The following is a 20,738-nucleotide window of genomic DNA, read 5'->3' on the forward strand; positions in this document are numbered from 1 at the left end:
GGCGGGAAAAAGAAACGACCTTTCACAAAATGAGAAAGGTCGCTGGATTGATACGTGTTACGCGGCTGGACGCGCGATAACGCTGCGGGTTTCCATGCGAACTTCGGCGATGGTTACGTCAATCACATCCGTGACTTTGTAAACCACTTCACCTTTAATTTGCACCGTGCCGCTTTCCTGGCTGCATACCAGCTCGTCCCGAACGGCGTGCAGGAATGGGGCAGGAATAAATGCGACTGCGCCATTATTAACTAAACGTACGCGCATACCGCCACGGCTGACGTCAATTATCTCGGCCGCAAAGCGGGTATCGGTCCCGGCTTTGTCACTCAGGAAACGGGCGTATAACCAGTCGCCCACATCACGCTCAGCCATCCGGTTCAGGCGACGACGTTCCGCCATTTGCACCGTGGTATCATCCCCAGGGCGGGCGATGGTTTCACCTTTGATGACGGCCTTAAGCAGGCGGTGGTTAATCATATCGCCATATTTACGAATAGGAGAGGTCCAGGTGGCATAAGCCTCCAGACCCAGCCCAAAGTGCGGCCCTGGCTCGATACTGATTTCAGCGTAAGACTGGAAGCGGCGAATTCGGCTGTCGAGGAAACCAGAAGGCTGCGCATCCAGCTCGCGGCGCAGTTTGCAGAAACCTTCCAGCGTCAGGACTTCCTCGGCATCAACGTGCATACCATGGGTTTTTAGCAGCGCGGCCAGAGCGTCGGCGTTGGCCGGGTCGAATCCCATATGGACGTTATAAATACCGAAGCCGAGCTTGTCGCGAAGCACGCGGGCGGCGCAAATGTTTGCCGCAATCATGGATTCTTCCACGATACGGTTTGCGATGCGGCGTGGCTCAGCGACGATGTCCAGGACTTCACCTTTTTCACCAAGAACAAAACGGTAATCCGGGCGATCTTTAAATACCAGAGCATGATTATGACGCCATTCACCGCGGCTCAGGCAAATACGGTGTAGCAGACGGATTTGTTCAGCAATCGCGTCGTTTGCAGGCTGCCAGTCACCGGCATCTTCCAGCCAGTCGGAGACGTTGTCGTAGACCAGCTTCGCTTTCGACTCAATCGTCGCTGCGAAGAAGGTGATGTTGTCTTCAATCGCGCCATCCGCGGTGATGGTCATACGACAAGCCAGAACCGGACGCACTTCGTTCGCGCGTAAAGAGCACAGATCGTCAGACAACTCGCGTGGTAGCATCGGGATATTGAACCCCGGCAGATAGTTAGTAAACGCGCGAATTTTTGCCGTTTTATCCAGCTTGCTGCCTTCTGCAATCCAGGCCGTAGGGTCAGCAATGGCGACAGTTAATTGCAGTTTGCCGTCGGCCAGCTCTTCAGCATACAGCGCATCGTCCATATCTTCGGTGCTGGCGCTGTCGATGGTGACAAAGTTGAGGGCGGTTAAGTCCTGACGAACCAGACCTTCATCCAGCATCTCAGTTGCCACACCGTCCGGCGCTTCTTTTTCGAGATTATGACGTGCCAGCGTGACCCACCACGGGACAAAGTGGTCATCAGCAAAAGTGATAAATTGGGTTAATTCGGCATAGAAGGTGCGATCGCCTTTCAGCGGGTGGCGGCGCATTTCAGCGACGGCCCAGTCACCTTCTTTAAAATCGTGCTCAACGCCGCGGGCGGCACGACAAGGGATCGCTTCTTTCAGTAACGGATGATCCGGCACAATGGACAGACGATCATTTTTGCCCTGAACTTTACCCACGAAGCGCGTCAGGAAGGGTTCGATCAGTTCTTCCGGCTCGGCAGATTCACGATCTTTTTCTGTATGGATAACCGCAACAATGCGGTCGCCATGCATCACTTTTTTCATCTGCGGCGGTGGAATGAAATAGCTTTTTTGTGCATCGACTTCCAGGAAGCCAAAGCCTTTTTCCGTGGCTTTTACCACCCCTTCAGCACGTGGCGTCTGGGAATGCAGTTGCTGTTTAAGCTGCGCTAGCAGCGGGTTGTCCTGAAGCATAATTGTCTATTTTCGTGGCTAAAAGAGCGGCTGACAGTTTTACGCGATTCTCTCAGTTGCGGCAAGCGCTCTTTCAGTAAGTGGATCGGTTAATAAGTCTCGCCCAGCGCGATTTTCAAGCGATTCAACCATCCGCACAATCCGCTCCAGGCCAGCAGGTTAATCGCTTGTTCAGAAGAGATGCCCTGATCGAACAAAGGGGTTAACAGCGCGGCGCTAAAACGGTCGGGCGCTCGGGTTAGCCATTGTACCGCCTGCAGGGTGATGCGCTCAACCGGATGTCGCTGTTCCCAACGCTGTAATTCACGTTCCTCCTGGCGAAGCAGGGCGATAACGTTGGCTAATTCATTGGCTGTATGTGCCTGTTCATTAAAGCAGGCCACGCTGCCGTTAATCCGTGACGTCATTAGCGCCGCCAGTGAAAATGCCCGCACCGGTACAGCGCTGCGCCGGGTACTGGAAATCAGTGTCGTGAATAAATCTAAAATGACCGGTGAATGAATCAGTAATGGCACCAACGCTTGCAGCTCATCGGGAAAATGTCTGGCCGTCGTCTCGTCCTGAGCAGGATATTTTTCGATTGGGAATGGCGCAGCGTGCCAGGTAGCGTTTGTTGCACTAAATGGCGAAGCGTGAGCGAATTGCTGTATATCCAGCCCCGGTATTCGGCGTACCGGATGTCCAAACCAGGCCTGAAACAGGGCCACGGTCCGGGCCTGAAAACCGACGAAGCCGATGATTTGATTCATCAAAATACTATCGCTGGTGGTCAGCCCGACCGCATCCAGATGCTGGCGATCGCGTGCGCCTATCACGTCAGGAGAGCTGGCAAGTTGGCGAGCATATTGGGTGATTTGCGCCAGCCGATGGTTACTTTCCCGTGACGAGTCAGGACCAGGAAGCGGTGTTAACCGCGCGGCATAGTGATTGCACAATCGCTGGACGCCATACACCTGAGCGACGGTAAGCGCCGTACTCATCCGTTCATAGGCGCTGAATGTGTGCATCTGATTCAGGTTTACGTGAACCGGGAAGAGAACCTGGGCAAGGTTACGGGCAGGGGTTAACCAGGATTGAAAAGGCAAAAGGGCGTCATCAGGTATCGCCAGATCCAGTAAAAAGCTGTCGTCGACATGAGCGGCTTCCGGCACCAGCGGCAGAATATCTTGCGGATGCTTGCTGGATTGCGTCTCATGATACCAGTGGCTTTTGCCTTCAATTCGGCGTTGTTCCATGGGCGGTCCTTGGTCTAAAAAGTGGCGACCCGGACACGTCGTCTACTACTACGCCGGATCGTTTGCGCTGCAATATCCTGACGTAAGCAGAAGAGGGGATGAAAGATTGTTCCGTGATAATAAATATCAGAAAAGCATATATGGCGGCAGGCAGAGGAGAGTCATGGGCGGGGCAAGACCGCCCATAGAAGACTTACGATTATTTCAGTTCCAGTTCGTTCATTGCCGCGATACTGAAGCCACCATCGACGTGAACGACTTCACCAGAGATGCCGGCAGCGAGATCGGAGCACAAAAATGCTGCCGAGTTGCCCACATCTTCAATGGTTACAGTGCGGCGAATCGGCGTAACCGCTTCACAATGCGCCAGCATTTTACGGAAATCTTTAATGCCGGAAGCGGCGAGTGTACGGATTGGACCGGCGGAAATAGCGTTCACACGCACGCCTTCAGGACCCATCGCATTAGCCATATAGCGGACGTTCGCTTCCAGTGAGGCTTTTGCCAGGCCCATCACGTTGTAGTTAGGGATGGCGCGCTCTGCGCCCAGATAGGATAGCGTCAGCAGCGCCGAGCCTGGGTTCAGCATGGAACGGCAGGCTTTTGCCATCGCCACAAAGCTGTAAGCACTGATGTCATGAGCAATTTTGAAGCCTTCGCGGGTGACTGCATTCACATAGTCGCCATCCAGTTGGTCTGCGGGCGCGAAACCAATGGAGTGCACGAAACCGTCGAATTTCGGCCAGGCTTTGCCCAGTTCGGTAAACAGTGCATCAATGCTGGCGTCTTCCGCCACATCACACTGCAGTACGATGCTGGAACCCAGTTGAGCTGCAAATTCTTCGACGCGGCCTTTTAGTTTGTCATTCTGGTAGGTGAACGCCAGTTCAGCCCCTTCGCGATGCATGGCCTGAGCGATACCCCAGGCGATGGACAGTTTGCTGGCAAGACCCGTTACCAGAATGCGCTTACCGGAAAGAAAACCCATAGCTTTAATCCTTATGGTCATTGCTTATTTTTTTTGCAATCAATGAGTTATGATCACAATTTGAAGGTGTTTCGAAATGGGGCAGCAATTATATCCCACTCTTTGTGCCTTGTAGAATAGTTATCATCCCTTACTGATAATCACTTTTCATTACACATGAGGGTTATAACACTTTCCCTGGTTAAGTCTCATTCATTCTGCGAAGCGCGGGGGGATGGAGAAAATACAAGGCTTTAAAGGCATCTCAATGGTATTATTAACTGCTAGCTTATGTTTTAAAACATAGCAATGTAGGAACTTTCTTAAAACAAAAAATATGACCGTATTCAGTTTGTTATGATATATTGTTTTTATCGATCGATATTGATTCATTGATCGATATTATTGATTGATTGTGATTAAAAGTGCATTATCAGGAAGTTATGATCAATTGGAGTGGTCTTATGCACTATCATTTCATCGCGGAACCGATGAGAGACACAACTGATACGTTACTGGGTGTTGAGATGAGCGTCCGGTTTGTTTCAGATACGGTTTCGCCGATACATCCAGAGTTCATCATTTCAGCGTGGAATAGCGAACAAAAACGTAATTTCATGCTCGAGCAAATTCGATTAATTGCCGAAAAGCGTAATTGGTTTGAGAGCCACAACCTTTTCTGTACTCTGAACCTCATTGATGAAATGGCGCTGCTGGCAATTGGCGACCCGAGCGTCAAATCGGCGCTACATGCCATGCCTTTTGTCGCACTAGAACTTTCAGAGCGTTTTCTGACGAATACCGTATGTCTGAATAATCTGCTGATTAATTCACTTTGCGACGGTCCAAACGCATTATGGCTGGGCGATCTGGGCTCCGGCAGCATTGGGGCCAGTCCGCTGGTTTGCGGTCGTTTTGATGTTGTGAAGTTGGATCGTGGTTTTTTCCTGGATCAGGCTGAAAAACCGATGTTCCCGGTGCTAATTAAAAACATCCGCGAATATTGCGACCGCATTGCGGTGGAGGGTGTGGAAACCAAACAGCTTATCGACGAAGTAGGCGCGGCTGGTGTTTGGGTGATGCAGGGATCCCTTTTCCCTTCGGTCGCGTTTAGCGAGGTTGATACACTGCTCTTACCAAATGTTTGTCACTGATTGCAAAATTGCCCTCCGGTTGAGGAGGGCTGCATCTGCTAGCGATCTTTACGCCACGCGTCAGCGGTAAGCGCTTCGCCGAAATGACCGGCGATCAGGCGACGGGTCAGCTCATGCAACGGAGAGGCCAGAACATCTGCTGTACTGCCGCGTTCAACCACTTCACCCTGGTGCATGACTAATACCTGATCGCTGATGTGCTTCATCATGCCGATGTGCTGAGTCACATAGATATATGAAATCCCCTGTTTTTCCTGTAATTCCAGCATCAGATTGATGAGCTGCGAACGCATCGACATGTCCAGAGAGGCCAGGGCTTCGTCGGCGATAATGACTTTGGGTCGCAAAATGAGCGCTCGGGCAAGGCCCAGACGCTGTTTTTGTCCCGGAGCCAGCATATGCGGGTAATAACTCACATGGTCAGGCAACAGACCGACCATGCGCATGGTCTCGATGATCTGTTTGCGGCGCTGTTCAGGCTCGAGGTCGGTGTTCAGACGTAGCGGGAAATCGAGGATCTGCGAAATACGTTGCCGTGGGTTAAGCGACGTTGACGGATCCTGGAAAATCATACGGATACGCTGACTACGGAATGAATAATCACCATATTTTAACGGGTGATCGTCAATCAGCAGCTCACCGCTGGTGGGCTCAATCATACCGGCCAGCATCTTCGCCAGCGTAGATTTACCGGAACCATTTTCACCTATGACGGCGAGCGTCTGACGCTCGCGCAGGGTAAAGCTCAGCGGCTTAACGGCCTCAACTGTCTGACGGCGGAATAAGCCCGTCCGGTAGCGAAAGGTTTTGCTCAGATTACGAACTTCGAGCAGGGTTTCTACCATCTCACTCTCTCTCCATGTTCAACGGGAAATGACAGGCGTAGAGATGATTCTTTGCTCCGGTCAGTCTTGGGGTTTCGATACATTCGCGCTGAGCATAAGGGCAGCGCGGCCCCAGACGACAGCCGATAGGTAATTGTTCCAGCAATGGAATGGCTCCTGGCATGGTATTCAGGCGGCTTTTGTGCGGCATTGCGCTACCAAAATCAGGAATGGCGCGAATCAACGCTTGGGTATAAGGATGATGCGGAATAGTCACCAACTCTTTACTGGGCGCAGTTTCCACCGTTTGCCCACAGTACATCACGTTAATTTTGTCAGCCCACTGGCTGAGCATTTGCAGGTCATGGCTGATCAACAAAATGGTGGTATTGCTGTTTTGGTTCAGCCGGGTCAGCAGGCGGAAAATTTGCGCCTGAGTGGTTGGCTCCATCGCGTTCGTTGGTTCGTCGGCAATCAGTAAACGCGGCTGATTAGCCAGGGCGATTGCGATCATCACCTTCTGGCATTCGCCGTCGGTCAGTTCATACGGGAAGCTGCGCATCGCATCTTTATGATCTTTTATCCCGACGCGGTGCAGGAGTTCAATCGCGCGGCGTTTACGCCAGCCGATGCGCTGCCACCAGCGGCCTTTATAAGTCCATGCCGGAATATTTTGCATCAGTTGTCGTCCAATGCGCTCAGACGGATCGAGACACGATTGCGGTTCCTGAAAGATCATGGAAACGTTATGGCCGACCAGCTTGCGTCGTTCACGCGCGGAAAGGCGCAACAGATCGATATCATCAAAGCGCATGCGGTCTGCGGTTACGCGCCAGTTATCTTTAGCGACGCCGCAAATGGCCTTGGCGATCAGGCTCTTGCCCGATCCAGACTCGCCAACCAGTCCGCGGATTTCACCTTCATTGAGGGTCATACTGACGCGGTCAACCGCCTTCACCCAGTCGTCGCCGGTTCTGAATTCAATGGTCAGGTTGCGGATATCCAGTAATGGCATTATTCCACCCCCGCAATAATTGCCCGGCGCACGCCATCACCCAGCAGGTTAACCAGCAGCACGCTTATCATAATCGCCGCACCTGGCAGCATAACCGTCCACGGTGCGACATAAATCAGCTCCAGCGCGTCGCCAAGCATGGCTCCCCATTCTGGTGACGGCAACTGTGCGCCAAGGTCGAGAAAACCCAGCGCGGCGATGTCCAGAATCGCCATCGACAGCGCACGGGTGATTTCAGTGATAAGTCCGGCGGTAATATTGGGCAGAACGGCAAACCACAGGATATTGAGCGTGGTTGCGCCGTCCAGGCGAGCGGCGATAACGTACTCTTTTTCCAGCTCGTCATGCACCATGCTGTAGACGGAGCGTACCATGCGCGGCAGCAGCGCCAGCCAGACGGCAAACATCGCGTGTGTCAGATGCGGTCCGGCAAAGGCCACCACAATAATCGCCAACAGCAGCGAAGGGATCGAGAGCAGGGTGTCCAGAATGTGGTTCAGCACCGCGGAGCGCAAACCGTGCGTTGCGCCGGCAACCACGCCCAGTAACAGGCCACATAGTGTGGCGGCGAGGGTGACGACAAACGCGCCGCCAACGGTCGGGGCCGCGCCGCTGAGCAGGCGACTTAGCACGTCACGCCCGAGATCGTCAGTTCCGAGGAAAAATGAGACTTCGCCATAGCGCGACCATGACGGCGGTAAAAGCTGATAGCCGAGAAATTGCTGGTCGATGCCATAAGGGGCAAACCAACCGCCAAAAATACACAGAATCGCCAATCCTGCGCAGCCATACAGGCCGATCATTGCAGTCGCATCGCCGTAAAAATTGTGCCATGCGGTGCGCAGCGTACCCGGCGGGCGCTTTTCGCTGTAGACGCTATCGTAAGGCATACCATTCCTTATGTTTCAGAGGGTTAGCCATAGCACCCAAAATATCAGAGATGACGTTAACGATGATAACCAGTGAGCCAATCACCATGACGCCCGCCGAAATTGCCGCGTAATCCTGCTGGCGAATTGCGTTAATCAGCCAACGGCCAAGACCTGGCCAGCTAAAGACCATCTCGGTGATCATCGCCAGCGTCAGCATGGTGGAAAACTGTAAGCCCAGACGCGGGATCACCGGCGGAAGGGCGTTGTGCAGAACGTGACGGCGCAGGATGGTTAAGCGTGACAGACCGCGCGTGGCGGCCGCTTTAACATAGTTTTGATCAAAGACCTCAATGGTGCTGATTCGCATCAGGCGAATAACTTCCGTGGTAGGGGCGACGGAAAGCGTCAACACCGGAAGCACCATGTGACGGATTGCGCTGACCAGCATTTCATCGCGCCAGGGCGAGTCGGAGATCCACGCATCAATAATGGCAAATCCAGTAACGGGCTTCACTTCATAGAGAAGATCAAAGCGTCCCGAAACGGGAAGCCAGCCGAGAGTCAGTGAGAAGAGCAACGTCAGCAACAGCGCCAGCCAAAAAACCGGAATGGAAAAGCCCATCAACGCTAAGGCGCTGATGCAGCGGTCCTGCCATTTGTTCCGCGTGATCCCTGCCAGCATACCAACGGGGATCCCAACCATCAGCGCAAAACCAAAGGCCAGAATGCACAGTTCCATCGTCGCCGGGAACACCTCCTTCAACTGTTCTGAAATCAACTGACCGTTAATACTGGATACACCAAAATCCCAGTGAATGAGGCCATTGAACCAGAATACCCAGGCGTTCCACAGCGATGCACCCTGTAACGGCGCATGAGGCGTGAAGTAGCTCAGGCTGAATCCAATAAAGGTCAGGAAGAAGAGGGTGACCAGCAGCAATAAAAAACGACGCAGGGTGAAGATAATCATGGCTTTTTCACCTCATCTTTCTTTTCCCTGGAAACCCCGGCAAAAGATGCATTGCCGAACGGACTCAGCACCAGTCCTTTGATATCGTAACGATAAGCCTGTAGACGCAGTGAAGAGGCCAGCGGCAGGATCGGTAACTCTTTCGCGAGAATATTTTGCGCTTCGTCATAGGCATCAATTCGCGATGAGAGTTGCTGCGAAGAGAGGGCTTTGCGCAGAACGCTGTCAAATTCCGGATTACACCAGTGGGCGAAGTTAGTCTGCGAGTTGATGGCGGCGCAGCTTAGCAACGGTCGGAAAAAACTGTCAGGATCGTTACTGTCCGTCGCCCAACCGGATAACGTTAGATCATGGTTCATATCCATTAATCGCGCCTCCTGAAAACGACCTTCTACCGGAATGATTTTAACTTTCACACCCACCTGAGCCATGTCAGCCTGAATCAGCTCGGCGGTTTTCAGTGGACTGGGGTTCCAGGCCTGAGAACTGGTGGGTACCCAAAGCTGTAATGTCAGGTTCTCCAGCCCCAGTGCTTTTAACTGCTCGCGCGATTTTGCCGGATTGTACTCTGTAATTTTAGCTTCGTTGTCATAAGCCCACGAGGCGCGAGGCAAAATAGATGCTGCGGTTTCCGCCGTCCCGTAGTAGATGGACTGCATCAGCCGTTGGTTATTAATGGCCAGCGCCAGCGCATGCCGCACGGCGGGATTATCCATCGGTGGTTTATTGGTATTGAATGCCAGATAGGCGATGTTCATCCCCGGGCGCAGGGTCAGACGCAGGCGCGGGTCATCACGCAAAATGCTGAGCTGACTGGCGGCAGGCCAGGCCAGAACATCACACTCACCGGTCAGGAGTTTCGATAGACGTCCGGTGCCACCAGAGCCGAGGTCCACAACCACCTGCGGCATCAGAGGAGTACCACGCCAGAATTTTTCATGGCGCTGCAGTCGAACATATTGCCCTGCGCGATTCTCCGAAAGCTGGTACGGTCCGGTGCCGACGGGTTGTCTGTCGAGCAGTTCCTGGCGATCCTGTTTTGCCAATTTAGCCGCATATTCTGCTGACATCACGGAGGCATAATGCGTGGCGAGGTGCCACATGAAGGAGGCGTCGGGCTGAGTTAAGCGGAACTCAACGGTGTTGTTGTCCAGCTTGCGTACGCTTTGGACGTTATCGGCGAACTGTAGGCTGTCGAAGTAGGGGAAACTGCTACCGTTTACATTGTGCCACGGATGCTGGCGATCAAAGATGCGCTCGAAGGTAAACACCACGTCGTCTGCATTCAGTTTGCGGGTGGGGGTGAACCAGGCCGTCTTCTGAAACTGGACGTCACGACGCAGATGGAAGCGGTAGGTTGCGCCGTTATCCAGCACCTCCCAGCTTTCAGCCAGCTCAGGCACCAGTCGATAGGTGTACGGATCGACATCGAGTAGTCGGTCATACAGCTGGGCTGCCAGGGTGTCGACGATAAGACCGCTGCTCGCTTTTTGCGGGTTGAACGTATTGACCTGCCCGCTAACGCAATAGACAAAGCCGCTGTCACGAATATCAGCATGCGAAGCCTGTTCAGGCGCGGCAGCAGCCTGACCACTCAGAAATCCAGCCATCACGATCAGAGATGATAAAACCAGGCGCATAATTTTAAAGGATTATAAATAAAGAGGCTATCTTACTAATATTTAATGACATTTGCCATTACCGTTTGTGTTTGGGAGTAACAGGCTCGATAAGCGCGAGTTCAACACCGCGACATGGTCAAAATTCATACCTGCTATCCACTTTGAATCTACTCTGTTAACTATCTTAGCATTTTCATGGCCCATCTGACTTGCTATAAACGCGGTGCAGGATGTGGACAGTTGGCGTAATTTGTTACGGTTTCCTCGCTGTGACAAAATGCATAAGCGATTACAATGCGTTAGTGTACGAATCAAAGGGAATATTTAATAAATGAGCAACTTAGCGGATTACGTCAATGCTATAAAAATAGGCAAAAATGTTATTTGTATTGAGGATGTCAGTAAACGGGATGACATGGCTGAAGTTGAGATTATAAATAAGACATGGCTTCATGATTCGGGAGTGGTTATTCGTTGTTCTCGCGAAAATGAATTGGTTATAAATTCATCAAGTTCCTGTCCAGAATGCAGCGTTAGATGGCATGTCGTTGATGCGGCAGGTCAGGATATTCGTCCACTGGAGAAAACATTTCACAATGCTTGCCAGGAGTCGTACTGGTTAAAAGTAAATCGTCAAACGCATCTCCCGGTGTAAACGCTGAGCTAACCAATCACAGCGATGCCAAGCCGCTCCATGAGCAACGATGCCTGGTAGTTGTCTAACTTAACGCCTTGTAAATCAACACCCCGAATATCTAAGTCACCTAACTCCGAATTGGTCAGATCGCAATGTGTGAAGTTTGCTGCTCGCCAGTCGAAAGTCGAAAACTCGCCGCCGGAGAGATCTGAACCACTGAACGTCGCACCCAGTACCTGAGTCCCCATCCAGCGGTTTTCCCATAGCTCACACTTTTCCAACACGACTTTCGAAAAATTGGCGTAGCTTAGATTGGTATTAGTGATATATGCGCTGCAAAACCAGGTGCGCGTGGTGATCATATTCATAAAGCTTGCACCGCGGAAATCTGCGCCTTGTGCGCGGCAGTGGCGAATTTCAATGCCCAATGCGCTGACGTTGCGGAAATCTGCCATTGATAAATCACAGCTTTTGAAAATGGCTTCTTTCAGCATTGCGCGACTAAAATTGCATCCTTTCTGACTTTCGCGATCATAGAACTGGCAGCCGATAAATTCAGTGCCGCTCAGGTCGGCACCTGAAAAATCGCAGTTAAAAAATGTACTATTTTCAACTTTCTCACCGGTGAAGCGATTTCTGTCAATTTTTTCGCCAACTAATGCCAGAGTCATATCTATACCTGTGTTTTTATACAGTAGTGACGCCATGGTAAACCTTATGACGTTATGCGTCAAACCCGCCAGTATGACACTTGCAAATGCGTATTAGATCTGGTGTTTCTTAAGCAACGCGCGTAGCTGATGGTAAGTCAGACCCAGTAATTCAGCGGCTTTTTTCTGATTAAATTTTGCCTGCTGCAAACTGGTTTGTAGAAAGTCTTTCTCTTGTTGCTGCTGGAATTCACGCAGATCCAGCGGTAATGCTACAGATGTCTGCTTTGGTGGTGCTGCCTGTGGCTGCGCAACGTGGCGGCGGAAGGGGTCAATGATGATCTCATCCAGCGGGTAATCGCTGGTACCGTGCCGGTAAACGGAGCGCTCCACGACGTTTTTCAGTTCACGAATATTACCCGGCCAACGGTAATGGAGGAGGGTTTCTCTGGCCTCGGCGCTAAATCCCGGAAAAAGCGGTAACCCGATCTCGCGGCACATCTGAATGGCAAAGTGTTCGGCCATTAACATGATGTCGCTTTGACGCTCGCGTAGTGGGGGAAGTTGCACCACGTCAAAGGCCAGACGATCCAGCAGGTCTGCGCGGAAAGTGCCTTCGCTGACCATACGTGGCAGGTCGGCATTGGTCGCGCAGACCAGTCGCACGTTAACCTGCAATGGCTGGCTGCCGCCGACGCGTTCCAGCTCGCCATACTCAATTACGCGCAGCAGTTTTTCCTGTACCAACATTGGCGCGGTCGCCAGTTCATCAAGAAACAGCGTGCCGCCGTCGGCGCGTTCGAAACGTCCTGGATGGCGTTTTTGTGCACCGGTAAACGCACCGGCTTCGTGACCAAACAGTTCGGAATCAAGTAAGTTCTCGTTGAGGGCCGCGCAGTTAAGCGAAATAAATGGGCCCTGCCAACGGCTGGAGAGGTAGTGCAGGCGGTTGGCAATAAGCTCTTTCCCCGTACCTCGCTCACCGATAACCAGTACAGGTTTATCCAGCGGCGCCAGATGAGAAACCTGTTCCAGCACTTCAATAAAGCTGTTCGCTTCGCCCAGAATATTGTCTTTGTATCCTGCCATGATGAAATTCACCACTTGTTAGTGTTATTCACCAATTTACCCTAATTCTCCCGTCAGGTAAAATTGGATATTTACATTAAAATCAATTAGTTAAAAAGTTGGCACGCCAAGTGCATTACGAAAACAGCAGGGCATAGCCCGATATCAGAACAGTAAGTGAGGATTACATTATGGGTATTTTTTCTCGTTTTGCCGACATCGTGAACGCCAACATTAATGCGTTGCTGGAAAAGGCTGAAGATCCGCAGAAGCTGGTGCGGTTAATGATCCAGGAAATGGAAGATACGCTGGTTGAGGTGCGCTCAAACTCCGCACGCGCTCTGGCAGAAAAGAAACAATTATCTCGCCGTATCGAACTGGCCAGCGCACAACAGGCAGAGTGGCAAGAAAAAGCCGAGCTGGCGCTGCGTAAAGAGAAAGAAGATTTGGCGCGTTCTGCTTTAATCGAAAAACAGAAACTGACTGATCTGATTGCTTCTCTGGAGCATGAGGTGACGCTGGTTGACGATACGCTGGCGCGAATGAAAAAAGAGATCGGTGAGCTGGAAAATAAACTCAGTGAAACCCGTGCTCGTCAGCAGGCATTGATGCTGCGCCATCAGGCTGCGAGCTCTTCGCGTGATGTTCGTCGTCAACTGGACAGCGGTAAGCTGGATGAAGCGATGGCACGCTTTGAATCTTTCGAGCGTCGTATCGATCAGATGGAAGCTGAGGCCGAAAGCCATAACTTCGGTAAACAGCAGTCTCTGGATCAGCAATTTGCTGACCTGAAAGCAGATGATGAAATCAGCGAGCAGCTGGCGCAACTTAAAGCCAAAATGCAGCAAGATAAGCAATAATAACATCTGGCGGCGCCCGAACGCGCCGCCGCTCATCACCTGTAAGGAGTACTCATGAGCGCGCTATTTCTGGCTATCCCATTAACCATCTTTGTGCTGTTCGTTTTACCGATTTGGCTCTGGCTGCATTACAGCAACCGTTCCAGTCGTGGCGAACTGGCGCAAAGTGAACAGCAACGTCTGGTAGAACTCAACGATGACGCACAGCGGATGCGCGAGCGCATTCAGGCGCTGGAAGACATCCTTGATGCTGAACATCCAAACTGGAGGGACCGCTAATGGGAGGCGTTAATCTGAACAAAAAACTGTGGCGTATTCCGCAACAGGGCATGGTGAAGGGGGTTTGCGCAGGTATTGCGCATTACCTCGATGTGCCTGTGAAGCTGGTGCGGATCCTGGTGGTGTTGTCCGTCTTTTTTGGTCTGGCCTTTTTCACCTTCGTCGCTTACATCGTGCTGACGTTTGTGTTGGACCCGATGCCGGACAATGTGGTTTCCGGTGAGCAGCAGCCATCAAGCGGCGAGCTGTTGGATGCCGTCGATCGCGAGCTGGCGGCAAGTGAAAAGCGTTTGCGTGAAATGGAGCGTTATGTCACCTCTGATACCTTTTCATTGCGCAGCCGTTTCCGCCAATTGTGAGGATAGAAATGAACAATCGCTGGCAACGTGCCGGGCAAAGGGCTAAGCCGGGCTTTAAAATAGCAGGTAAGCTGGTGCTTTTAACTGCGCTTCGTTACGGCCCGGCGGGGGTAGCAGGGTGGGCGGTGAAGTCCGTCGCTCGACGCCCGCTTAAAATGCTGCTGGCGTTGGTCCTGGAGCCGGTTTTGAGTCGGGCAGCGGCAAAATTATCGAAACGCTATTCAGGTAATCAACCCTGATATCCGAATCAGCAAAAGCAAGCAACAATTAATCAACATTCCCTCTGTTAATTTGCGGCAGCTCACAAATACGATTTTTTGGCTGCCAAAATTCTTTTATTATCCCCCTCCTGGCCACCTCAGCCGATTGACAGCTTATTTCCCGCAGAGTAGTCTCTTGATTCATGGGACCGCTACCACGAGAATTGAAGGTGAACCAAAAAATCCAAAAATGCCTGGCAGAAGTTTATGGTGATACGTTTACTTCATGCCACTATGAAGCGCTGATTGCACGTTTAGAGAAATCACAGGGATTAATTAAAAAAATCCGTAAAGCGCATTGGGACGAGGGCGATGTGGTTCTTATTACCTACGCCGATCAATTCCACGGGGCAGGCAAAAAACCACTGCCGATGTTTAATCAGTTTTATAATGAATGGCTTAAGTCGACATTTTCTCATGTGCATCTGTTGCCGTTTTATCCGTGGTCATCGGATGATGGTTTTTCCGTAATTAATTACCATCAGGTTGCTGAAGAAACCGGTGACTGGAATGATATTAAGCAATTGGGTAAATCCAGTCGACTGATGTTTGATTTTGTTTGTAACCATATGTCAGCGAAAAGCGAATGGTTTAATAACTATTTGCAACAGCTTGACGGTTATGAAGATTTCTTTATTGCGATGGATCCTGATACGGACCTGAGCAACGTAACGCGTCCACGCGCATTACCGTTACTGACGCCTTTTACGCTGAAAGATAACACCGTACGCTATTTATGGACGACGTTCAGCGACGACCAGATTGATCTCAACTATGCCAACCCGATAGTGTTACTGGCGATGGTCGATGTGCTATTGAGTTATCTTGAGCAGGGCGCCGATTATGTCCGCCTGGATGCGGTTGGCTTTATGTGGAAAGAGCCTGGAACGACCTGTATTCACCTGGAAAAAACGCATCAGCTTATCAAACTATTTCGCGCTATTGCTGACTGCGCGGCGCCTGGTACGGCGATTATTACCGAAACAAACGTTCCGCATAAGGATAATGTGTCCTACTACGGAAATGGCCGTGATGAAGCGCATATGGTGTACCAGTTCTCGTTACCGCCGCTGGTGCTGCATGCGGTACAACGCCAGGATACCTCAACCTTGTGCCAGTGGGCGCAATCACTGGAACTGCCGTCCAGTGAGACCACCTGGTTTAATTTCCTCGCATCGCATGACGGCATTGGTCTCAACCCATTACGTGGTTTGTTACCTGAAGACGAGATCGTGCGCCTGGTGACGGAATTACAACAGGAAGGCGCGCTGGTTAACTGGAAAAATAACCCTGATGGTAGTCGCAGTCCGTATGAAATTAACGTGACATATATGGACGCACTGACGCCAGGCAATTGTAGTGATGCCGAGCGTTTTTCCCGCTTTATTCTCGCACATGCCATTTTGCTGAGTTTTCCGGGTGTACCTGCGGTTTACATTCAAAGCATTCTTGGGTCACGCAATGATTATAAAGGTGTCGAGGCGCTAGGTTATAACCGCGCGATCAACCGCAAAAAATATCAAATAAGCCAAATCGAAACGGAGCTGGCAGATGAAACCAGTTTGCGCCACGCTATTTATCATGAATTATCCCGATTAATTGTAATACGTCGTAGTAATAAAGCATTTCACCCTGATAGTGATTTTCAGATTAGCAGTGTTACACCGGCTGTAATGCAAATTAAACGTACGGCGGAAACAGGCGAAAAAATTACCGGATTATTTAATGTCAGCGGTCATACGCAAACCATTAGTATTGATGTTGAAAATGGATTTGATTTGATTAGCGGTAAAACTATTTCAGGTAAAGAATTAACGTTGAACGCCTGGCAGGTCATGTGGGTTAAGTAATAAAAAGGAACATTTCATGCTTAAAACTAAAATTGTGCTGATTTCAGCACTGGTTTCCTGCGCCCTGGTTTCCGGGTGTAAGGATGATAAAACGTCCTCTGTTGCGATTGAATTTATGCACTCTTCTGTTGAACAGGAGCGGCAGGCGGTTATTGCAAAACTGATTGAGCGTTTTGAAAAAGAGAACCCGGGGATCAGTGTCAAACAGGTTCCTGTAGAAGAAGATGCGTACAACACCAAGGTCATTACCCTGGCGCGGAGCGGTTCACTGCCTGAAGTCATTGAAACCAGCCATGACTACGCGAAAGTTATGGATAAAGAATCACTTATCGATCGTAAAGCCGTTGCGCAGGTCATCAACGCTGTAGGTGAAGGTACTTTTTATGATGGCGTGCTGCGTATTGTGCGCACTGAAGACGGTACCGCCTGGACCGGGGTTCCGGTTAGCGCCTGGATTGGCGGGATCTGGTATCGCAAAGATGTGCTGGCAAAAGCTGGGCTGGAAGAGCCAAAAGACTGGCAACAACTGCTGAGCGTGGCGCAGAAGCTAAACAATCCTGGTAGTAAGAAATATGGTATTGCGCTGCCCACGGCGGAAAGCGTTTTGACCGAACAGTCATTTTCCCAGTTCGCGCTCTCAAACCAGGCCAACGTTTTTGATGCGCAAGGAAAGATAACGCTCAACACACCTGAAATGGCGCAGGCGCTGCAGTATTACCGCCAATTGGCAATGAACACCATGCCGGGCTCAAACGACATCATGGAAGTCAAAGACGCGTTCATGAACGGCACGGCGCCGATGGCGATTTATTCCACCTATATCCTCCCGGCGGTGATTAAAGAGGGTGACCCTAAAAATGTGGGCTTTATGGTGCCGACGGAAAAAAACTCCGCTGTTTACGGCATGCTGACGTCGTTAACCATTACCGCGGGTCAAAAGTCTGAAGAGACAGAAGCGGCAGAGAAATTTGTCACCTTTATGGAGCAGGCCGACAACATCGCGGACTGGGTCATGATGTCGCCAGGGGCGGCGCTGCCGGTCAACAAAGCAGTGGTGAATACCCCGACGTGGAAAGATAACACTGTCATCAAAGCGCTGGGTGAATTACCCGATCAGCTGATTGCCGAACTGCCGAATATCCAGGTGTTTGGTGCCGTCGGCGATAAGAACTTCACCCGCATGGGCGACGTCACAGGCTCCGGTGTTGTGAGCTCAATGGTGCACAACGTGACGGTAGGCAAAGCCGACCTCGTCACCACGATTGAAGCGAGCCAGAAAAAACTGGATGACCTCGTTGAACAGCGCTAATGGGGAAATGGAAAGCCGTGATGAATAAGTTCTTTTCAGGTCGATCTGATATGCCATTCGCCATGCTGCTGCTGGCGCCCAGCTTGCTGTTGCTGGGCGGTTTAGTGGCGTGGCCGATGATATCTAACATCGAAATCAGCTTTATGCGACTGCCGCTGAATCCGCAAATTGAGTCTACGTTTGTCGGGTTGAGCAACTATATCCGTATCTTATCCGATCCCGGATTCTGGCATTCGCTGTGGATGACGGTCTGGTATACCGCGCTGGTTGTGGCAGGAAGCACGGTACTGGGGCTGGGCGTGGCGATGTTTTTTAACCGTGAGTTTCGTCTGCGGAAAACGGCGCGCTCACTGGTCATCCTCTCTTACGTGACGCCATCAATTTCGCTGGTGTTTGCCTGGAAATACATGTTCAACAACGGCTACGGCATTGTGAACTACCTCGGCGTGGATCTGTTGCATCTCTACGATCAGGCGCCGCTGTGGTTCGACAATCCCGGCAGCAGCTTCGCGCTGGTCGTGCTGTTCGCCATCTGGCGCTACTTTCCGTATGCCTTTATCTCGTTTCTGGCGATTTTACAGACGATTGATAAATCGTTGTATGAGGCGGCAGAAATGGACGGCGCGAATGCCTGGCAACGGTTTCGTATCGTCACGCTGCCAGCGATTATGCCGGTGCTGGCAACCGTGGTCACACTGCGCACGATCTGGATGTTTTACATGTTCGCCGATGTTTATCTGCTGACCACTAAAGTCGATATTCTCGGGGTCTATCTCTATAAAACAGCGTTTGCATTTAACGACTTAGGCAAAGCGGCCGCTATTTCTGTCGTCCTCTTCGTCATTATTTTCGCTGTTATCCTGCTGACCAGAAAACGGGTGAATCTCAATGGCAACAAATAAGCGCACACTTGGCCGCATCGGCTTTTACTGTGGATTAATTGTCTTCCTGGGCATCACGCTATTTCCATTTTTTGTGATGCTGATGACCTCATTTAAAAGCGCCAAAGAGGCGATCTCGCTGCATCCGACGTTGTTACCGCAGCAATGGACGCTGGAACATTACATCGACATCTTCAACCCGATGATTTTCCCGTTTGTTGACTACTTCCGTAATAGCCTGGTGGTATCGGTCACTTCTTCGGTGGTGGCGGTATTTCTCGGCGTACTCGGAGCGTATGCGCTTTCCCGCCTGCGTTTTAAGGGGCGAATGACCATCAATGCCAGCTTTTACACGGTGTACATGTTTTCGGGGATCCTGCTGGTGGTGCCGCTATTCAAAATCATTACGGCACTTGGCATCTATGACACCGAAATGGCGTTGATTATCACCATGGTCACCCAGACGCTGCCGACCGCGGTGTTCATGCTGAAAAGCTACTTCGACACCATTCCGGATGAAATAGAAGAAGCCGCGATGATGGATGGATTGAACCGTCTGCAGATCATCTTTCGCATTACCGTGCCGTTGGCGATGTCCGGTCTGGTTTCAGTCTTTGTGTACTGCTTTATGGTGGCGTGGAATGACTATTTGTTTGCCTCGATTTTCCTCTCCAGCGCCAGCAATTTTACCTTACCGGTAGGTCTGAACGCGCTGTTCAGTACGCCTGACTATATCTGGGGACGCATGATGGCGGCATCGTTAGTTACCGCATTGCCGGTCGTCATTATGTATGCGCTTTCCGAACGTTTTATTAAAAGTGGTTTGACCGCAGGCGGCGTGAAAGGCTAAGCGGCCAGTTTAATTAAGGAGTTGTAAATGAAGAAGTTAGTTGCCACAGAACCGCGTGTTGCGGCGTTGGTGGAATATGAAGACAGAGCGGTATCCGCCAATGAAGTGAAAGTTCGCGTTCGCTTTGGTGCGCCAAAACATGGCACGGAAGTGGTCGATTTTCGCGCTGCCAGTCCGTTTATTGACGAAGATTTCAACGGCGAATGGCAAATGTTCATGCCGCGTCCGGAAGGGGCGCCGCGCGGGATTGAATTCGGCAAGTTCCAGCTTGGCAACATGGTGGTGGGCGATGTTATTGAGTGTGGCAGCGATGTGACCGAATACGCCGTTGGCGATTCAGTTTGCGGCTACGGCCCACTGGCAGAAACGGTTTTCTTTAATGCGGTAAACAACTACAAACTGCGCAAAATGCCGGAAGGTAGTTCGTGGAAAAATGCCGTGTGCTATGACCCGGCACAGTTCGCCATGAGTGGCGTGCGCGACGCCAATGTGCGTGTCGGCGACTTTGTTGTCATCGTCGGCTTAGGGGCGATTGGCCAGATTGCCGTCCAACTGGCTAAGAAAGCGGGAGCCTCGGTGGTCATTGGCGTGGATCCGATTGCCCATCGTTGCGATATCGCGCGTCGTCATGGCGCGGATTTCTGTCTGAATCCTATTGGCACCGATGTCGGCATGGAAATTAAGAAGCTGACCGGCAAGCAGGGCGCGGATGTGATTATCGAAACCAGCGGCTATGCGGATGCGTTGCAATCGGCGTTACGCGGTCTGGCCTATGGTGGAACCATCTCCTATGTCGCTTTCGCGAAACCTTTTGCTGAAGGCTTCAACCTGGGGCGTGAAGCGCACTTCAACAACGCCAAAATTGTCTTCTCCCGTGCCTGCAGTGAGCCAAATCCGGATTATCCGCGCTGGAGCCGCAAGCGTATTGAGGAGACCTGTTGGGAACTGTTGATGAACGGTTACCTGAACTGTGAAGAACTTATTGACCCGGTAGTGACATTTGCCAGCAGCCCGGAAAGCTATATGCAGTATGTCGATCGCCATCCGGAAAAGAGCATCAAAATGGGCGTGACGTTTTAATTAA

21 protein-coding genes are annotated in these 20,738 nt (G+C 51.3%); 11 read left to right on the forward strand and 10 right to left on the reverse strand.

Going from position 1 to position 20,738, the window contains the following annotated elements:
* Positions 1 to 57: 57 nt before the first annotated feature.
* The 3 genes from HV229_RS11575 to fabI all read right to left on the reverse strand — a co-directional run bounded on the left by HV229_RS11575 (position 58) and on the right by fabI (position 4,215).
* A complete protein-coding gene (locus HV229_RS11575; RefSeq protein WP_080860075.1) occupies positions 58 to 1,992 on the reverse strand; it encodes an exoribonuclease II in 1,935 nt (644 codons plus the stop codon).
* Between the two features lie 89 nt (positions 1,993 to 2,081).
* Positions 2,082 to 3,227: a carboxymuconolactone decarboxylase family protein gene (locus HV229_RS11580; RefSeq protein WP_181547592.1), complete on the reverse strand. Its 1,146-nt coding sequence runs from the start codon at positions 3,225 to 3,227 to the stop codon at positions 2,082 to 2,084.
* A 199-nt stretch (positions 3,228 to 3,426) separates the two neighbouring features.
* Positions 3,427 to 4,215, reverse strand: a complete 789-nt coding sequence (gene fabI / locus HV229_RS11585) for an enoyl-ACP reductase FabI (RefSeq protein WP_016156642.1) — start codon at positions 4,213 to 4,215, stop codon at positions 3,427 to 3,429.
* Positions 4,216 to 4,658: 443 nt separating this feature from the next.
* On the opposite strand from fabI, the gene HV229_RS11590 reads away from it, so the two are divergent.
* The gene (locus HV229_RS11590; protein WP_016156641.1) at positions 4,659 to 5,348 is read left to right on the forward strand and encodes an EAL domain-containing protein; all 690 of its coding nucleotides are present in this window, start codon (positions 4,659 to 4,661) and stop codon (positions 5,346 to 5,348) included.
* Between the two features lie 38 nt (positions 5,349 to 5,386).
* Here the strand turns inward: HV229_RS11590 and sapF are convergent, their stop codons facing one another.
* Genes sapF through sapA form a run of 5 tightly spaced genes read right to left on the reverse strand, consistent with a single transcriptional unit; the run spans position 5,387 to position 10,669 of the window.
* Positions 5,387 to 6,193 (reverse strand): peptide ABC transporter ATP-binding protein SapF, encoded by an 807-nt coding sequence (sapF, locus tag HV229_RS11595; RefSeq protein ID WP_016153235.1) that lies wholly within the window; start codon positions 6,191 to 6,193, stop codon positions 5,387 to 5,389.
* Position 6,194: 1 nt separating this feature from the next.
* Positions 6,195 to 7,187: a peptide ABC transporter ATP-binding protein SapD gene (gene sapD, locus HV229_RS11600; RefSeq protein ID WP_016153234.1), complete on the reverse strand. Its 993-nt coding sequence runs from the start codon at positions 7,185 to 7,187 to the stop codon at positions 6,195 to 6,197.
* Positions 7,187 to 8,077, reverse strand: a complete 891-nt coding sequence (gene sapC / locus HV229_RS11605) for a peptide ABC transporter permease SapC (RefSeq protein ID WP_053388556.1) — start codon at positions 8,075 to 8,077, stop codon at positions 7,187 to 7,189. Before sapC ends, sapD begins: the two co-directional genes overlap by 1 nt.
* Complete coding sequence (sapB, locus tag HV229_RS11610) at positions 8,064 to 9,029, reverse strand: peptide ABC transporter permease SapB (RefSeq protein WP_003020545.1); 966 nt, start codon at positions 9,027 to 9,029, stop codon at positions 8,064 to 8,066. The genes sapC and sapB overlap by 14 nt, the downstream gene beginning before the upstream one ends.
* Complete coding sequence (gene sapA / locus HV229_RS11615) at positions 9,026 to 10,669, reverse strand: ABC transporter substrate-binding protein SapA (protein WP_016153232.1); 1,644 nt, start codon at positions 10,667 to 10,669, stop codon at positions 9,026 to 9,028. Before sapA ends, sapB begins: the two co-directional genes overlap by 4 nt.
* Positions 10,670 to 10,982: 313 nt before the next feature.
* Between sapA and HV229_RS11620 the strand changes: the two genes are divergently transcribed.
* Positions 10,983 to 11,306, forward strand: a complete 324-nt coding sequence (locus HV229_RS11620) for a hypothetical protein (protein WP_181547594.1) — start codon at positions 10,983 to 10,985, stop codon at positions 11,304 to 11,306.
* Positions 11,307 to 11,314: 8 nt separating this feature from the next.
* Here the strand turns inward: HV229_RS11620 and HV229_RS11625 are convergent, their stop codons facing one another.
* Both HV229_RS11625 and pspF read right to left on the reverse strand, forming a co-directional pair.
* Positions 11,315 to 11,959, reverse strand: a complete 645-nt coding sequence (locus tag HV229_RS11625; protein ID WP_131405020.1) for a QnrB family quinolone resistance pentapeptide repeat protein — start codon at positions 11,957 to 11,959, stop codon at positions 11,315 to 11,317.
* Positions 11,960 to 12,052: 93 nt separating this feature from the next.
* Positions 12,053 to 13,042: a phage shock protein operon transcriptional activator gene (gene pspF, locus HV229_RS11630; protein WP_029139556.1), complete on the reverse strand. Its 990-nt coding sequence runs from the start codon at positions 13,040 to 13,042 to the stop codon at positions 12,053 to 12,055.
* Positions 13,043 to 13,197: 155 nt separating this feature from the next.
* On the opposite strand from pspF, the gene pspA reads away from it, so the two are divergent.
* The 9 genes from pspA to HV229_RS11675 all read left to right on the forward strand — a co-directional run bounded on the left by pspA (position 13,198) and on the right by HV229_RS11675 (position 20,734).
* Positions 13,198 to 13,866 carry a phage shock protein PspA gene (pspA, locus tag HV229_RS11635; protein ID WP_016153228.1) on the forward strand — a complete coding sequence of 223 codons (669 nt, stop codon included), beginning with the start codon at positions 13,198 to 13,200 and terminating at the stop codon, positions 13,864 to 13,866.
* 54 nt (positions 13,867 to 13,920) lie between these two features.
* Positions 13,921 to 14,145 (forward strand): envelope stress response membrane protein PspB, encoded by a 225-nt coding sequence (gene pspB, locus HV229_RS11640; RefSeq protein WP_016153227.1) that lies wholly within the window; start codon positions 13,921 to 13,923, stop codon positions 14,143 to 14,145.
* On the forward strand, positions 14,145 to 14,504 hold the full coding sequence (pspC, locus tag HV229_RS11645) for an envelope stress response membrane protein PspC (protein WP_003020497.1): 360 nt from the start codon (positions 14,145 to 14,147) through the stop codon (positions 14,502 to 14,504). The genes pspB and pspC overlap by 1 nt, the downstream gene beginning before the upstream one ends.
* A gap of 8 nt (positions 14,505 to 14,512) precedes the next feature.
* Positions 14,513 to 14,743, forward strand: coding sequence for a phage shock protein PspD (gene pspD, locus HV229_RS11650; RefSeq protein ID WP_142417362.1), 231 nt, complete (start codon positions 14,513 to 14,515; stop codon positions 14,741 to 14,743).
* A gap of 164 nt (positions 14,744 to 14,907) precedes the next feature.
* On the forward strand, positions 14,908 to 16,614 hold the full coding sequence (locus HV229_RS11655) for a sugar phosphorylase (RefSeq protein ID WP_016156637.1): 1,707 nt from the start codon (positions 14,908 to 14,910) through the stop codon (positions 16,612 to 16,614).
* Between the two features lie 16 nt (positions 16,615 to 16,630).
* Complete coding sequence (locus HV229_RS11660) at positions 16,631 to 17,923, forward strand: ABC transporter substrate-binding protein (protein ID WP_019076863.1); 1,293 nt, start codon at positions 16,631 to 16,633, stop codon at positions 17,921 to 17,923.
* A gap of 20 nt (positions 17,924 to 17,943) precedes the next feature.
* Positions 17,944 to 18,825, forward strand: coding sequence for a sugar ABC transporter permease (locus HV229_RS11665; RefSeq protein WP_003840754.1), 882 nt, complete (start codon positions 17,944 to 17,946; stop codon positions 18,823 to 18,825).
* Positions 18,812 to 19,654, forward strand: a complete 843-nt coding sequence (locus HV229_RS11670) for a carbohydrate ABC transporter permease (protein WP_003020474.1) — start codon at positions 18,812 to 18,814, stop codon at positions 19,652 to 19,654. Before HV229_RS11665 ends, HV229_RS11670 begins: the two co-directional genes overlap by 14 nt.
* A 27-nt stretch (positions 19,655 to 19,681) precedes the next feature.
* Positions 19,682 to 20,734, forward strand: coding sequence for a zinc-binding alcohol dehydrogenase (locus HV229_RS11675; RefSeq protein WP_016153224.1), 1,053 nt, complete (start codon positions 19,682 to 19,684; stop codon positions 20,732 to 20,734).
* Positions 20,735 to 20,738: the final 4 nt, after the last annotated feature.

Origin of the sequence: Citrobacter sp. RHBSTW-00524 (assembly GCF_013747755.1) — a bacterium.
Lineage (GTDB): Bacteria > Pseudomonadota > Gammaproteobacteria > Enterobacterales > Enterobacteriaceae > Citrobacter > Citrobacter braakii.